The sequence below is a fragment of the Longimonas sp. genome, assembly GCF_040409695.1.
In the GTDB taxonomy this organism is placed as follows: domain Bacteria; phylum Bacteroidota; class Rhodothermia; order Rhodothermales; family Salinibacteraceae; genus Longimonas.
Genome location: NZ_JARWGJ010000118.1, coordinates 16692 through 32888, shown reverse-complemented (window position 1 = coordinate 32888; position 16197 = coordinate 16692). Strand labels below are relative to the sequence as shown.

Annotated in this window: 11 protein-coding genes; 8 read left to right on the top strand and 3 right to left on the bottom strand. The window is 57.0% G+C overall.

What is annotated here, in order from left to right:
- A partial coding sequence (locus PPP56_RS07485; protein ID WP_353563417.1) for a homocysteine S-methyltransferase family protein occupies positions 1-710 on the bottom strand: 710 nt, incomplete at its 3' end.
- 237 nt (positions 711-947) lie between these two features.
- Between PPP56_RS07485 and PPP56_RS07480 the strand changes: the two genes are divergently transcribed.
- From PPP56_RS07480 to PPP56_RS07445, 8 genes are all read left to right on the top strand, one after another.
- A complete protein-coding gene (locus PPP56_RS07480; protein ID WP_353563416.1) occupies positions 948-2303 on the top strand; it encodes an NAD(P)-dependent oxidoreductase in 1356 nt (451 codons plus the stop codon).
- A 174-nt stretch (positions 2304-2477) separates the two neighbouring features.
- Positions 2478-5603, top strand: coding sequence for a PAS domain S-box protein (locus PPP56_RS07475; protein WP_353563415.1), 3126 nt, complete (start codon positions 2478-2480; stop codon positions 5601-5603).
- Positions 5604-6111: 508 nt separating this feature from the next.
- Positions 6112-6582, top strand: coding sequence for a cupin domain-containing protein (locus PPP56_RS07470; protein WP_353563414.1), 471 nt, complete (start codon positions 6112-6114; stop codon positions 6580-6582).
- 241 nt (positions 6583-6823) lie between these two features.
- Complete coding sequence (locus PPP56_RS07465; RefSeq protein ID WP_353563413.1) at positions 6824-8020, top strand: sensor histidine kinase; 1197 nt, start codon at positions 6824-6826, stop codon at positions 8018-8020.
- Between the two features lie 84 nt (positions 8021-8104).
- A complete protein-coding gene (locus PPP56_RS07460; RefSeq protein ID WP_353563412.1) occupies positions 8105-8734 on the top strand; it encodes a response regulator in 630 nt (209 codons plus the stop codon).
- 337 nt (positions 8735-9071) lie between these two features.
- Entirely contained in the window at positions 9072-9881 is an 810-nt protein-coding gene (locus PPP56_RS07455) for a hypothetical protein (protein ID WP_353563411.1), read from the top strand.
- A 134-nt stretch (positions 9882-10015) separates the two neighbouring features.
- Positions 10016-11284 (top strand): GAF domain-containing sensor histidine kinase, encoded by a 1269-nt coding sequence (locus PPP56_RS07450; RefSeq protein ID WP_353563410.1) that lies wholly within the window; start codon positions 10016-10018, stop codon positions 11282-11284.
- A 244-nt stretch (positions 11285-11528) separates the two neighbouring features.
- Positions 11529-12074, top strand: a complete 546-nt coding sequence (locus PPP56_RS07445) for a hypothetical protein (protein ID WP_353563409.1) — start codon at positions 11529-11531, stop codon at positions 12072-12074.
- A gap of 178 nt (positions 12075-12252) precedes the next feature.
- Here the strand turns inward: PPP56_RS07445 and PPP56_RS07440 are convergent, their stop codons facing one another.
- Together PPP56_RS07440 and clpB are read right to left on the bottom strand one after the other, a co-directional pair.
- Positions 12253-12687: an RDD family protein gene (locus PPP56_RS07440; protein ID WP_353563408.1), complete on the bottom strand. Its 435-nt coding sequence runs from the start codon at positions 12685-12687 to the stop codon at positions 12253-12255.
- Between the two features lie 313 nt (positions 12688-13000).
- Positions 13001-15637 carry an ATP-dependent chaperone ClpB gene (gene clpB / locus PPP56_RS07435; protein ID WP_353563407.1) on the bottom strand — a complete coding sequence of 879 codons (2637 nt, stop codon included), beginning with the start codon at positions 15635-15637 and terminating at the stop codon, positions 13001-13003.
- Positions 15638-16197 lie beyond the last annotated feature (560 nt).

Sequence of the window (16197 nt, the reverse complement as noted above, 5' to 3'; positions counted from 1 at the left end):
GGCTGGTGCATAACCGAGGTGTAGAACGCTTCGGGCGTCTGTCCCGAGAGCGTGCGACCGCTCATGTCGGTGATCGTCCCCGAAATCATGACCGGCCACTGCTGGTCGCGGTCGTCGAAGAGGCGCTGAATGGCGTAGAGCGCCGCCTTGCAGTTCAACGTATCGAAGACCGTTTCCACAAGCAGGATGTCCACGCCGCCATCTACGAGTCCGCGAGCCTGCTCGTAGTAGGCTGTCTGCAGCTCCTCAAAGGTTGCGGCGCGGTAGCCGGGGTCGTTCACGTCGGGGGAGACGGAGAGCGTCTTGTTGGTCGGACCCATGGCGCCGGCTACGAACCGGGGCTTGTCGGCGGTCGAGGCGTCGTCTGCAGCTTCGCGGGCCAACCGGGCGCTTGCCACGTTTAGCTCATACGCGAGGTGCTCCAGCGCATAGTCCTCCTGCGCAATGGCGGTGGCGCTGAAGGTGTTCGTCTCGATGATATCGCTGCCCGCTGCGAGGTACTGCCGGTGGATGTCTTGAATGATATCCGGACGCGTGAGCGAGAGCAGATCGTTGTTGCCTTTCAGGTCGCCCTCCACATCGGCCACCTGATCGTTGCGGAAGTCGGCTTCAGAGAGATCGTGACGCTGGATCATCGTCCCCATCGCGCCATCCATCACCAGAATGCGCCGGGTAAGCAAGTCGCGAAGGGTCTCAAACGTCGTTGCCATAAGAGCGGGAGCGTACATGAAAGGAAAGGAGTCGGGCTAACGTACCTATCTGAAAGCAGGGATGTTGCGACAACTTGAACTGGAACCGCTTCCATAAAATACTTCACAACATCGGAAGATGTATTCAGGATGTATTCAGGGGGATACGGACCTTTCTGCCCCATCAGATGCATTCAACGGGATGCGTAACATACCGATCATACGATCGCTGAGCTCTCTACACAATCCCGGTTTCTCATGCAGGAATCTCCCACGCTTGTCCGTCCTCGCTTTCTGAACGATCGCTTCCAAAAAGCCATCATCCTGGAGCAGCCCGACCCGTCGCTCGACGACTACCTGCTTGAGCAGGGTATCACGCCCGAGCGCGTACCGGATGAAGAGACATCCGATGTTGAATCGGTCATTGCCCGGCTTGAAGAGGGGCAGCACGACCTGCTCTACAAGCGAAGCAAGTTTCCGGTCACCGAAGAGGTGCTTGCCGCGTCGCCCAACCTGGCCGCGATCATGCTCTGTTGCATCGGCGACGACACGGTCGACAAGCAGGCGTGTGCCGAGGCGGGCGTGCTCGTTATGAACGACCCGGTGAGCAACGGGCGGTCTGTCGTGGAGATGGTCTTCGGTGAGATGATCGGGATTGCGCGACGCATCTTTACCGCGAATGAAGCGGGACGCCAGCATTTGTGGACGAAGTCGAGCTCGCGTCGGTACGAGCTGCTGGGCAAAACGCTTTCGATTATCGGACTCGGCAACATCGGCAAACAAATCGCCAAGCTGGCCGACAACTTTGGTATGGACATCTGTTTCTACGATGCCTCCGAGGTCGCCAGCGAGGTGGGTGAGGCGCTGGGGTGGACGGCCTGCAACAGCATTGAGGAGGCGTTTGCGAAGGGCGATTTCGTAACGTTGCACGTGTCGGCTGAAGACCCAAAAGGACGCTCCAACCAAGGCCTTATCACGTACGACCACTTCAAGCGGTTGGCCGCCGACCGTCCCGAGAACAGTCCGCGCGGATTTATCAACGCAGCGCGCGGTTTTCTCTACGACCCGAGCGATCTGAAGCGTGCAATCAAAGAAGGTCACGTGCGGGCCGCTGCAATCGATGTGTTTCCGGAGGAGCCGGGAAGCAGCAACGAAGAGTGGCAGAACCCCTACGCAGAGGTAGGAGAGGTCGTTACCACGCCGCACATTGGCGCAGCCACACAAGAGGCGCAGCCCCGCATCGCATCCCGTATCGCCACCACCACGCGGATGTTCAACGAGCACGCTACGGTGCGCGACACGGTATTTGCTCCGCAAGAAACCATCGGAGCTCGCGTAGAGCCTCCGTACTGGGCGCTCTCGGTGGTGCACAGCGACGTGCGCGGCACGAAGAAAGCGATTGACGACTCGGTGTATGATGCCGGAGCGAGTAACCTCAACTCGAATCACTGCGACTTTCCCGAATACGGCATTGCCTACGACGTGAACGCGCTCAACGAGCCGCTGTCGGATGCGCAGCTCAACGACCTGGTCGAGCGCGCCGTCGAGCTATCAGGAGATCCCCACGCCATTCGGTCGATTCGTCAGTTCAAAGTGAACGGAGACCAGGCGTGACAGGGGGCACCTACGGGCGCTGTGTGCTCAGTCCCAGATGTATGCACATACAGACGAACATAGCGCACGAAAAAACTTGTCTGAAAGTGCGCAATTCCGTACCTTAAACGCATGGATAGTATTCCGAGTGGACAGGCGATTCCGTACTAATAAGCCCCGGTGCAGTAATACACAATGTCTTCCTCTCGTGTTGAAGCTCTTCATGCATACGGTATTCTGGACACCCCTCCGGAAGAGGCGTTTGATCGCTTCGTAGAGCACGCGGCGGATTTGCTTGATGTGCCGATTGCAGCGATTAACTTTGTTGATGCGGAGCGGCAGTGGGCTAAAGCAGCCATTGGGATTGACATACAAGAGACAGAACGCACCATCTCGTTCTGTGCACACACCATCCAAGACGCCTCGCCGCTTATCATTCAGGATGCGGCAGAAGACGAACGCTTTGAGGCAAACCCACTGGTCGTCGACCCGCCTCATGTACGTTTCTATGCGGGCACACCCCTCGAAACCACAGAAGGATACCGTGTGGGTACGCTATGTGTGCTGGATACCAGGCCACGCGTCTTCACGGATTCGCAGGTGCAGCAGCTTCGCACGCTGGCTAAAATGGTGGTAGATCGGCTGGAGCAGCGCCGAGAGGCGCTGCAACGCGAGAAAGAGCTGCGAGAAAGTGAGGCCCGCTACCGGGTGCTTGCCTCACACTTTCCCAACGGCCTTGTCGCCCTTTTTGACAGCAACTTGCGCTACCAACTGGTTCGCGGACAGGGACTGGAGGCCCACGGGTTGGCTCCGGAAATGCTTGAAGGACGCCGGGTACAGGATCTGTTCGACGAGCCGCTGTCAAGCGTGTTGGCGAAGCACTATCGAGGCGCGCTTCAGGGCAACACGTCATCATTTGAGGTGACGCATCAAGACCGGCGTCATCGGCTGCACGTCGTTCCCGTTGGAGAAGATGGGGCTTACGGGATGGCAATGTCGCAAGATATCACGGAGGCTGAAGAGTACAGGCACCAGCTCGACACGCTCGTTGATAACCTTCCGGGTATTGTGTACCGGGCCCGTCTTGAAGAGGAGTGGCCCCTCGAATTCATTAAGGGAGATGTTGAAGGGATCACCGGATACACCGCCTCTGAGCTGCTTGACAAGATGGGCGGTGGCATACTGGTACACCCGGACGACCGCGCGTATGTGAAGAGAACAGTTGACGCGGGCGTTCGGCGCGACGGGCATTACGATCTTACGTTTCGCATCCTGACCAAACAGGGAGAGACGAGGTGGATCTGGGAGCGTGGCGCGAAGGTGAGAGACCCTATCTCTGGGGCAGAGCGGCTCGAAGGATTCCTCACCGACGTAACAGAGCGGGAGAAGGCGCGCCAGACGGTACGTGAGCGTGAGTCACGCCTTCGGGGCGTTGCAAGTAGCATCCCCGGGGTCGTGTTTCAATTCGCTATAGATGACAGCGGCAACCAGGAGATACGATTCGTGGGCAACAGTGCCGAGCGTCTTCTGGGCATTCCGGCGAACCCCAGTCGGTATGGAGATTTTCTGTCTTGTATCCCGGCGCCGTACCTCGACACGCTCATTGCATCTGTCTGGGAAGCGGTTGAGGAGCAGCATATATGGGAGCATGCGTTTCCCTACGACCATCCCCATACGGGAGAGCGTATCTGGCTACAGGGCATTTCACTACCTGCTGATGCTGAAGCGGCCAATACCGGAAAAGAGATTGTGTACAATGGGGTTGTAATCGATATTACGGCGCGCAAGAAGCGCGAGCAAGAGCGAGAAGCGATGCGCGAGCGCATGGAACTGGCGCTGGAAAAAACAGACGCTGTTCTGTTCGAAATCGATTTTTCTGAAGAGGAAGAGACGGTGGTCCGCATGGGGCCGTTTGAGCGCCTTTTTGGCATCGAACGGGACAAGGTGAAGAGCCTGGAGGCCTTCTTGGCTAAAGTTGTGCATCCAGAAGATCGGAGTGCGCTTCGGTCTTTTCTGGCACGGCTGAAGTCTCCAGACCCAAAGACACAGACCATTACCTATCGCACGCATCCTGACCGAGGCGCCGTGCGGTGGATACGTGGCGAGGTGCACCAGGTAGAGCACACCGAGGCAGGCACGTGGCGGCTTATTGGACTGGAGCGCGATGTTACAGCGCAAAAGGAAGCACAAAAAGAGCGCCGCATGCTGGCTGCTGCAGTAGAGCAGGCTTCAGAAGCCGTTTTGATCACGGAAGCCGCCCCAATCGATAACCCGGGTCCGCGTATCATATACGCGAATCCAGCGTTTGAGGCCATGACGGGATACGAGATTGATGAGGTTGTCGGCAAAACCCCCCGCATCCTACAGGGACCTGATACCGACCCGGCGGTGCTGGAACGCTTGCGCACGCACCTCCAGAATGAAAAGCCGTTTCGCGGCGAGACGGTGAACTACCGCAAAGATGGGACGCCCTACATCGTCCGCTGGGACATTGCTCCGGTGCGCAATGCTCACAATGAGGTAGAGTACTGGGTATCGGTGCAATACGACGTAACCGACGAACGCAGGCGCGAGCAAGAGCTGCGTACAGCCAAGAAAGAGGCCGAAAAGGCAGCCCGCCTGCAGGAAGCGATGCTTGCCAACATGAGCCACGAAGTGCGCACGCCGCTTACGTCGATGATTGGCTTCACCGAAATTCTTCGCGATGAGACTAACGGAGTGCCTGCCGAGCATGCGGCTATTATACACCGAAGCAGCAAGCGGCTGCACAGGACGCTGGAGTCGATGCTGCAGCTGTCGGAGCTCCGGGGTGGTGCCTACGAGCTATCGCTGGATGACGTTGATCTTCGAGCACTGGCCGCTGAGGTCGTCGAAACCATGCACTCTAAGGCAACCCGCAGCGGCGTTGCCCTCCAACTGGTGGAACCGGACTATTCAGTACAGGCGCATGTCGACCCGATTGCGGTGCAGCGCATTATCACTAATCTGGTAGATAACGCGATCAAGTTTACGCCCGAGAACGGGCAGGTGAGTGTTCAGGTCGGCACAGGAAATGAAGACGTGGACCACGATGGCCATTACATAGAAGTTAGAGATACCGGAATTGGTATCGCTCCTGAAGCGGTAAACGATATGTTTACTGCATTTAAGCAGGAGTCAGATGGCTTATCGCGTACGCACGAAGGGAGCGGGCTCGGGCTGGCGATTGTGAAGCAGTTGGTTGACCAGATGGATGGTACGATCATCGTTGAAAGCGAAAAGGGGCAAGGTACATGTATGCATGTGTCTTTCCCGGCTCAGTCTTCAGAAGAAGAGAGATAGAACCTGATCTGATTTCTTAAGTGGGCCCACAAAAGAACCTTTAAGCGTGTATGTCATTGCGAGAAGCGCCAGCGACGCGGCGCTGTGAGCGTAGCGAGGAAGTGCCTTTAGGATGCCCTGCAAAATAATAGGCGGCACTATCCAACCGAGGGGCATGAGATCGCCACGTCGGTCGCAGGCTCCTCCCTCGCGATGACAAGGTGTAAACGTATTTCTGCTGGCTTACTTAATTTGGGCACCCCTGGAGTACGTCTTCCTGGCGGTCGGGGCGTTCCGAGTGGCTCCGCTGGACTGCAATCCACTGAGCCGAGGCTGAGGGTCATGCCCTGGTACAAATTGTCCTCAATCTCCTGGCGTCAGTCGGGCCTTCATCCTCGTATCGGCTCATAGCCCTGCTACGAACCTCTATGGTGGTCCAATTTTCGCCGTAGCGGCGTTCCCTCTCGCTACAACCCAACCCCCGAACAGGCCCTTAGAGCGCATTCTTCATATACGTCAGATAGTCCTCATGAGCAGAAAACGCAAGGCCCTTACTTCTGAAGAAAAAGCAATGGTAGACGAGATGATCGCGCCGTATATCAATCCAACGGTGCATCCACTCGGCGAAGAGGCGCGAGGGATTTCGCGATACGACAAGCGTGAATACATGTACAACGGCACTGGCACCGTATACCTTTTACAGCTATTTCGCCCCGACGAGCTTGTTAATAATCGCATTGCGGCGTACATGGTGCTGCCAAGTGCAGACGATAGCGTAGGGTTTCATACCCACGGGGATCGAAGCGAGGAAGAGCTTTACGTGGTGATGCACGGGAGTGGCATATACATGGAAAAAGCTTCGTCTGATAGCGAGCCCCGGTCGATACCTGTTCATGCAGGAAGCGTAACAAGTGTGCGGGGCGAAGCGCTTCATGCCGTCCGCAATACCGGCAGAGAGCCGCTCATCGTATTTGTTGTAACGACAAACGAGCCTACATGACTACGGAGGCGGGTTGGTGGTCATCCGCTGTCTTGAACATCGCGTTTCGCCACGTTTTGCATCGCTTAAAGCGCGTGGCTTTATGGTGACGTCAAAAAAGTATGGAAGAGACTTTTCTCCTCAGAGATGCCCGAAGACAATGAAGACAGGCAGCTACACTGTTTCCTTAGACGCTGTAGGAGTCCGGTCGCTACCCTGCGAATATGCCCGGCAGCGATGCGGCGCCGTCGTTCTTGTGCTCATGCTTTTATGGGTGGGGACGCTCCTTCTCGGTCCAGAAGCCACTGCGCAAGAAAAGAGTGCAGATGCAGAAGGCACGCCTTCCCTGCTTAGTGAAGGGTATGCATACAACCGGGTAACCGACCAAATGAACCGCTTCCAGTTGTATGCTGATAGTACCCTGGTGCTCAGCGTGAGGGGGGATGAAGGGCCACAGGAAATCCGAATGCCCGTTTCTCTCTTCGAGCTCGTAGGAGAACGCGTAGAAGAGCGTCTATATGGAGAACGTCCCTCGCGTAGCGAACTTGGATTAGGTATTGAAGACCGGGCGCTGCATCTGAGCGTAATCCAGCAATATGATTTGCTGTTATTTAGTGGACTTGGAGGAGGCATTTTGGTGTTGATAGGTCTTTCCATCTGGCTTGGCATGCGGCTGCGGCGCAGCCGTCGCGAGGAGCGGGCGCTCCGCGCACGATATCGGGCCCTGCAGGAAGGCGAAGAGCGAGAGCGTCGCCGTGTTGCGCGCGAGATTCACGACGGCCCCGTTCAAACGCTGCATGGTCTACATCTGCATATGGCGGCTGCTCAGCTTGGGGCACGCGGCGATGGGGCCTCTTCACACACGGAACAGAGTGAAGGGGCTTCGCTCGACATGGAGGGCAGTCTTATGGATGCGGTGCGTGAACTGCGTGCGATCAGTGAGGGGCTGCACCCGGCCAGCCTGGAGCGGTTTGGTTTACTGGCTGCGCTTCGTGCACATGCACGCCGGCTCACCGAAACAGCGGACTCAGGAACTGCTCCAGCTATCCGCATCGAAGGAAGCGAAGACATGCTCTGTCTGTCCGATAGCAAACGCCTCGCGTTATACCGTATCGGGCAAGAGGCGCTGTCTAATGCAGTGCACCATGCCGGTGCAACTACCATCGACCTGCAGGTCCAAACCAACGATAACCATCTGCATCTCGTAGTGCGAGACGACGGTACGGGGTTTGACGTAACGGCTCATTCCAAACAACGAACAGAAAAAAATGAAGCACGCGAGCAACTCGGACTCATCGGCTTACATGAGCGCGCAGACATGATTGGGGCGACTGTTGAGATAGAGAGCATGCATGAAATGGGCACGACCATACGTGTCACTTGTCCGTATGAGATCCAACCCAAGGGTGTTGGTCAAAGAAGTGGGGAGCATCCAGAGTCGGTACACACGTCGGCATAAGCGTGATAATCCTACAGAGAATATCGTGTAAGCCAGCAATGCGAGATCGTCTCGTATTCTTGTTTAGCCACCAACCTTCCACCTATGAGTGCGCTTCGCATTGTTCTTGCTGATGATCATGCCGTGGTGCGCCGCGGATTGAGAACGATTCTGGAAGCCAGTGACCCCAGCGACCCGCTACCGATTGAAGTCGTTGGGGAAGCTGGAACGGGGCCAGACGCGCTACGCCTCGTCGAAGTTCATGAGCCTGACGTGCTGCTGCTTGACGTAGAAATGCCGGGAGCTGATGGGGTTGAGGTTGCTCAGACATTGGACGCACGAGGCACATCGACGGCAGTGCTGGCGTTGTCTTCGCACGAAGATCCGATCTATGTGCAGGGGCTATTGCGAGCAGGCGCCTCAGGGTATCTGACAAAGGAGCAAGCTCCGACTCTTATCCGCGAGGCAGTGCGTGCGGTAGCAGAAGGCCAGAAACGGTGGTTCGTATCTGTTTCACCGGAGACGCACCCGCTCAACAATATAACTGAACGGGAGCGTACGGTACTGCGTCTGCTTATTGAAGGAGACGCCACGGGTACGATTGCCGAGAAAATGAACGTAGCTCCCAATACAGTTCGGAAGTACGCGTCGGTACTATACGATAAGATTGGTGTGGAAGACGGCCGGTCTGCCATCGCATGGGCGTGGAAGCAAGGAGTCGCTGAGCGCCTCTGAGGACGAGAGAGTGTCGAGCGCTCTGTAGAGAATCATATCCTGAAATATCATATCGCGCGTTGGCTTTGCGCAGGTCGAAGCAAGCCATAACTTTAGATGGCACATAGCAGTGCTGCGCAGTTGTATCGGAATCTATCCACATCTGTGGACCCAAAGAGGGAACAGGTGTGGATAGCGAAGGCGGTGAGAGAAGGCGATCTTGCATACAAAGCATCTCGCATATGAGACGGGATGCAGGCCAGTCAACGTCCGCCCCCCTCTTGCGGGGCAGGCGCACAATTTACATATGACCGGTCAGAATACTGCGTTGTTTTTTTCTCCCAACATCCACTGCGCTATGTTTAAGTTATCGACCTTCTGGACACTTGTAGCATCCGTCGGAATGCTTTTCATGCTGGTTGGCTGCGATGCAGCTACAGATGTGGAACCTGAAGAAGCTGCCATCTCGCATATTTCGGGACAGACATTTGGGTGGCAGGGCTTGAGCATTTCTATGGACCAGGGAGTCGCTATTCCTGGCAACGAACGGCTGCGTGTGGAAACAGAAGACGACCGCCACGCCCACTTTCGGATACAGCCATCCTCAGGAGAGCGCATGGACCTGCTGTTTTCGCTTGATGCAATTGAGCGGGGCGATCCATTTTCCATCAAGGTGATCGGGCGGAGTGCTACCGGCGATCCCGTAGTGATGAGCGAGATTCTGCACCGTCCTTCTGGGGAAGAAGGGAGCGTTGACCTTTCGCATGCAGTAGCGTACGGGCAGCGGGCCGATGTCACATGTCGTATCGGTAACACGGCTCCTCGCTCTATGATTGATGTTACCAGCGCAGATGAAGGTACATTGGAGATGGGCACGCTCAGCGACTGGCCCTCCTCATTTCATTACATTCGTCGCGGTGATGACGTTGTAATTGAGATTGACTACGAACGTGAAATGGAGCAGGAAGCCAACTTGCAGACAGCGCATCTTTCGCTGAACCCCAGCCTGGTTGCGAGCCACTTGAACGTTACGGGTCAGTTTGAGCCTCAGCAGCAGGAATGCTCTCACATCGGATTCCAAATGGCAGGGATCCCTGCTTCGACTGAACTGCATGCCGTTGAGATGTCGCTTCCCAGTGCAATAGAGATTGCTCGGGCAGGGCGTTAAGAAAAATGCAATCGGCTTGCTAATTCTGTACACATGATCCAGTAGGGGGGAGTCAGATGCCAGGAGTATATCTCTCAAGACATAAACACCCGTTATACTCTGTTTATCGCGAAGTAGACCCAAGAAGAGCGGTTATGGCTAAGCGTCGGCAGGAAGTTGTTGAACAATACAACATCGTCGGCACTCCCCCTGAAGAGGCGTTCGACGCTGTGGTGCGCCACGCAGCAGATGTGACTGAGGCACCCGCTGCGATGCTAAACTTCTCGATCGAAGCAGAATGGTTCTGGTGCAAAGCCGCCACCGGCATAGACCAAGTTGGGCACACGTTCCGGTCGGCACTCTGCAAGCAGATCATGGAAGCCGGAACACTTACAGAGATCAACAGAGACGAGGAAAATAAGCCCTTTTCAGGAAAACAGTCCTCGTTTGAGCTGTGCATCTTCAAGACGTATGTCGGAGTGCCCTTGCGCACGTCCGGCGGCGTCTGTATTGGCACGCTCTGCATTTTTGACACGGTCCTGCGATCCTTCTCAGATGCCGATTGCAGACGTCTGAAAGACATTGCAACACTGGTCACACATCTTTTAGAGCAGCGTCGAAAAGCGCTCCGGTCAAGCACGCGTTCAAGCATAGAAAGGCCATCGGGGCTGCATCCTCGAAAAAGCCGACAGGTCAAACAGCGCAGGCCCCCCTCTGAGCAAGACTTCAAGACCCTCAAGACGTCGTTACTTGCCAATATAAGCCATGAAGTGCGTACACCGCTTACCGCAATTATCGGATTTGCGGAGATTCTGGAGGATGAACTCGACGCTCCGATGGCTGAACGCGCTTCGATCATCAAGCGGTATGGCGAGCAGCTGAATCATACGCTGCAGGCTACGATGCGGCTTTCTGAGTTGGAAAGCGGTACGCATGCTATCAGGACATGTGAAATAGATATCGCCCGGGTTGTGCGCAGCACCGTACAGGCCTACGAAGAAGACGCACGCCGTGCCGGCATAAAGGTCAACCAGAACATACCGCTGCAGCCGGTGCGCGCCTGGGGCGACCAGGAGGCTCTTATGCACATCGTGGCAAACGTGATCGATAATGCAATCAAGTTCAATCGACCCGGGGGAAAGGTGGAGGTACGTATAGAAAACGTAGAAAATGAGAGCGTACAGCAGGCGCAGATTGTGGTTGAGGATACGGGGATTGGAATCACTGAGGAGGCTATCCCCCGCGTATTTGAGGCGTTCCGGCAGGAGTCAGAGGGGGTAGCACGCTCCTACGAAGGAGTAGGTATTGGGCTCACCATTGTAAAACACCTGGCAGAGCAGATGGGAGGATGCGTACATCTGCAGAGCAAAAAAAGAGAGGGCACGTCTGTTACAATCACTCTTCCAATGCGCCCGGATAAGTGATGTCGCGTCATGTGATGCCGTGTCATGTATCTGATCATCTCACTGTCACGATTCAGCAGCAGTCTGATCGATAGTTTTTCCTTCTATCGCGATGGGAAGGACGTAGCAGGACGGTTATCTCTCCGTGTGAAGAACGCACCACCTGTTTATTCAGGAAGCCTTAGTCCGGTCGCATCGATGTTTTACGCATGTCTTATCCCATTCTCATCCTACCACCCTCTTTGTTCATTCTCCCTGCGTGCAAATGGGTCACTTAAGTAGCGAAGCATACTGGAAAGCTGTTCACGCGCACATCGATGCCCTCCTTGACCTTCCAATAGAAGAGCACGACGCCTATCTTGAGGTGCACTGTAGCGATATGGCAATGCGGCGCGACGTGAAGTCCTGGCTCGGCTACATCTACTCGCCCTCGAATGTGCTTGACGAGTCGGTGGTAACCTATGCACAGGCGCTGCTTGCCGATCACCGGCCTCCACGCCGCCCTCCGCTCTGGAGCGATCCCCCGACCATGCACGAGTCGGATCCTGAAAACAATGGCTCCTCGCAGGAAAAATCCTCACAGGGCAGTCCGCCCGGTCAACGTTCAGAGCAGCCAGGCCCATTTCTGCAAGACGAACTTGAACAACCGAGACCGCGCTCTGCCACAGAATCAGAGCCCGGGCGCAAAGGGGAACCGGTTGCTGAAGAAGAGAAGACGGGCGTATCCTCGAAGCGCCCAGGGTGGATGCTCTGGGCTGTTAGCGTTATTTCGATTATCGGAGTGCTGTTCTGGTGGTATACACAGGGGTGAGCAGCTGCACAGCGAGTGCAGCGTATATGTGGTGGACATGCACTATACACCGGTTCACGTGGAGCATAGAAAACCAGAAGGCCGTGCACGCCATGCACGGCCTTCTGTCATGCGTATCAATACGTCCTGATGTATCATCCGGGGGCGGAAGGCCGAGAAGACATACAGGCTGTGTGCTCTACGCGCGAACCACCGAAGTAGCAGCCATGCTATCGCCCCAGCGCTGCTGGTCGCTGCGTGTGAGAACCCGGTAGGCCTCGTACAGAACAATGATCAACGCCGCAAACGAGAGCGGAAGCGCCAGCAGCCAGCCGAGAAAGGGGATCTCTGCGAGCAGGGCGGTAACACCGCCAATCGCAAACATCCAGTTGCGACGCACCGACGTTTCAATGTCCATAGCACGTCCATCGGCGCGCTTCACCTTAAGGCCCATCAGATGCTTTCCGATAGAGCGCTGGTTCATGAAGTCGAGCGAGAGGCCGTCGCGCACGAGGAAGTAGGCTGCGCCAAGCACGGGGCCGATAAAGGGAATCCATGTGACTACCATCACAAGAATGGAGTCGATAAGCAGAGCCAGAAAGCGGGTGCCTTTGCCAGGAGGAGTTCCAGACATAGCAGACATAGTAGATGGCGTGTCAATGTTTGTGGGATCGGGGGGCGACGTTGGCATAGGGAGGTCCGTTTGTGAGCAAGACAGAAACAAGGGAGCTTATACAGTTATGCGTAAAAGACAAACCAGGCAGGACACCTCTGCCGGATGCTCTGCCGGACGCCCTGCTGTCAACGCCAGAGCTACCAACGACCACAAGACGCTACAAAGATAGCAAAGCCCCCGGCAGCGTTGACTGCTGCCGGAGGCTTCGCGTTGCATCGTACAACTTGAGGGTGCAGCGCTCAAGAGCTGGGCCCAAGAGCTGGACGTTGATTTACGCCTCAACCGGCTCGGCCTCGGGCTCTGTTTCGAATGTCAGGCCGCTTTTGTCGTCGGCAAGTTCGATACGCACGGTGTCGCCATCGCTGATCCAGCCGCTGAGTAGCTCTTCAGCGAGCGGATTGGCCACCTGGCGCTGCACTACGCGCTTCAGCGGACGCGCGCCAAACGCCGGGTCGTAGCCACGGTCGGCCAGCCAGTCCTTGGCGGCGTCGCTCAGCTCCAGCGTAAGCCGGTGGTTCTTCGCTGCGATCCGGCCGATGCGCTCCATCTGCAGTTCCACAATCTGGCGGATCTCTGCACGCCCGAGCGAGCGGAACATCACGATGTCGTCAATGCGGTTCAAGAACTCCGGGCGCAGCTTCCGCTTCAGGAGCTGCATGATTTTCTCTTCGAGCTCCTGCTGCTCCGCATCCGACAGATAGCCATCGTCGGCGCGGTCCATGCGCTCGGTGATGACTTCAGAACCCAGGTTGCTCGTCATGATGATGATCGTGTTCGTGAAGTCGACCGTGCGGCCCTGGTTGTCGGTGAGGCGTCCGTCGTCGAGCACCTGCAACAGCGTGTTGAAGACCTCGTTGTGGGCCTTCTCGATCTCGTCGAAGAGCACAACCGAATACGGCTTGCGGCGCACCTGCTCGGTAAGCTGGCCACCCTCTTCATAGCCCACATATCCAGGTGCAGCGCCGACCAGGCGGCTCACCGTGTGGCGCTCCTGGTACTCGCTCATGTCGATACGCACCATTGCGTCTTCGTCGTTGAAGAGGAAGTGCGCAAGCGACTTGGCGAGTTCGGTTTTTCCTACGCCGGTGGTGCCCAGGAAGATGAACGAGCCAATGGGACGCGACGCCTCTTGCAGGCCCGCCCGTCCGCGGCGCACAGCATCAGAGACCGCTTTGATCGCTTCGGGCTGGCCCACCACGCGCCGTGCAAGCTCGTCTTCCATACGCAGCAGCTTCTGGCGCTCGCTTTCCAGCATACGGCTCACCGGAATACCCGTCCACCGCGACACGATGTCGGCGATATCCTCATCGTCGATCTCTTCCTTCAAGAGCGCGCCGTCTTCCTGGATCGACGCCAGCTTCTCGTTGGCCGCTTTCGCCTGCTCTTCCAGATCCGGAATGCGTCCGTAGCGGATCTCGGCGACGGCGTCGTACTTGCCCTCGCGCTCCAGATTCTCCGCCTCCACACGCAGCTGGTCGATCTCCTCTTTCGCAGCGCGCACCGTCTGGATCAGGTCTTTCTCCTCTTTCCAGCGCGAGCGCAGCGCATCCCGCTCATCCTCAAGGTTCGCAATCTGCTGGTTGATAGAGGCCAGCTTCTCGTCGTCTTCGTCGCGCTTGACCGCCTCGCGCTCAATCTCGAGCTGACGAATATCGCGCTCCAGCTGATCGAGCTCAGCCGGCATCGAGTCAATTTCGATGCGCAGCTGCGCTGCCGACTCGTCGATCAAGTCGATCGCCTTATCGGGCAGGAAACGGTCGGTGATGTACCGCTCGCTCAGCTCCGCCGCTGCCACCAGCGCACTGTCTTGGATGCGAATGCCGTGGTGCACCTCGTAGCGCTCTTTCAGCCCGCGCAAGATCGAGATGGTGTCTTCGATGCTGGGCTCGTCGACGACCACCTTCTGGAAGCGGCGCTCCAGGGCACGGTCTTTCTCAAAGTGCTTGCGAAACTCGTCGAGCGTAGTAGCGCCGATCGCGCGCAGCTCGCCCCGCGCCAGCGCCGGTTTCAAGATGTTGGCAGCGTCCATGGCGCCCTCGGTAGCACCGGCACCGACGAGCGTGTGGATCTCGTCGATGAAGAGGATCAGCTCGCCATCCGACTCGCTGACTTCTTTGACGACGGCCTTCAGGCGGTCCTCAAATTCGCCGCGGTACTTGGCTCCGGCAATCAGGGCTCCCATGTCGAGGGCCACGATCCGCTTAGACCGCATGCTCTCAGGTACGTCGCCCTGCACGATGCGTGTAGCAATGCCTTCGGCGATGGCGGTTTTGCCTACGCCGGCCTCGCCAATGAGTACCGGGTTGTTCTTTGTGCGCCGCGACAGAATACGCAGCACGCGCCGGATCTCCTGGTCGCGCCCAATCACCGGATCGATCTTGCCCTTGCGTGCCAGCTCGTTCAAGTCGCGTGCAAAGCGGTCGAGCGCCTCATAGCGGCTCTCGGCGTGCGGGTCGTCGGCACGTTGCGTACCGCGTACGTCCTCCATCACGTCGAGCAGCGTCTCCTTCGACGCGCCCTGATCGCGCAGCGCCTGTCCGACGGTGTCCTTGCCTTCTACAAGCCCCACGAGCAGGTGCTCGGTCGATACGTACTCGTCACCCATCACGTCGGCCTCAGCCCGGGCGCGGTCGAACACCTTCTTCAGGTCATCGCCCAGGTACTGCCCCGATACGCTGGCCCCCGACACCTTCGGAAGCTTATCGAGCGCCGTATCCGCCTGTTTCTGAAGACGATCGATGTTGGCACCGATGCGTCGCAGAATCGACACAGCAATCCCTTCCGGGTCGCTTAGCACGGCCTTGAGCACGTGGGCAGGCTCTACGCCCTGATGCTGGTGCGAGGCCGCAATCTCCATGGCCTTCTGCACAGCCTCTTGCGCCTTAACGGTAAACTTCTGTAAGTTCATACTATATCTCTATCTCTTATGCTGCCGAGTAAACAATTCGATATCGTGCAATGCAGGCCATCATGCCCCTGAGTACTTCATGGCTCACATGCACCCAACAAACAGGTCGAAAAGCATACCACGCTACACAATGCTGCCAGCATGACAGAGATAAGGCAGGCCCAGCCTCCCTCTTAATTCCGACCATGCACCGGATGTCAGGTCGGATTGCCGGGGCGTCAGGAAGAGCCAGGGGGATGCGTCAGGGCGGCGGTTTCGCGCTGCGTGTCGAGCCATTTCGGCAGGTAAGAGCCTCCATGAAGCGTACCGTCTCGTAGGCGTACCGTATGCGTCCGCTCCACAATTCAGGGGCGCATCGGACACCGGATCAGCCAACGCCGCAGGCCGCTGAGATAGCTCGGGGGCGATAGCTCGGGATGGTACCTGTTGCCATGCTGTAAAACAGCAGACGGAGTAAGCCAGGGCGGACAAGACCGGTCCCGATGCCTTGCACATGCAAGAGATCGTCTGAAATTCCACAATTCTTTGTTGCCTTTCCGCACTTTGACCACGAAGGCAGG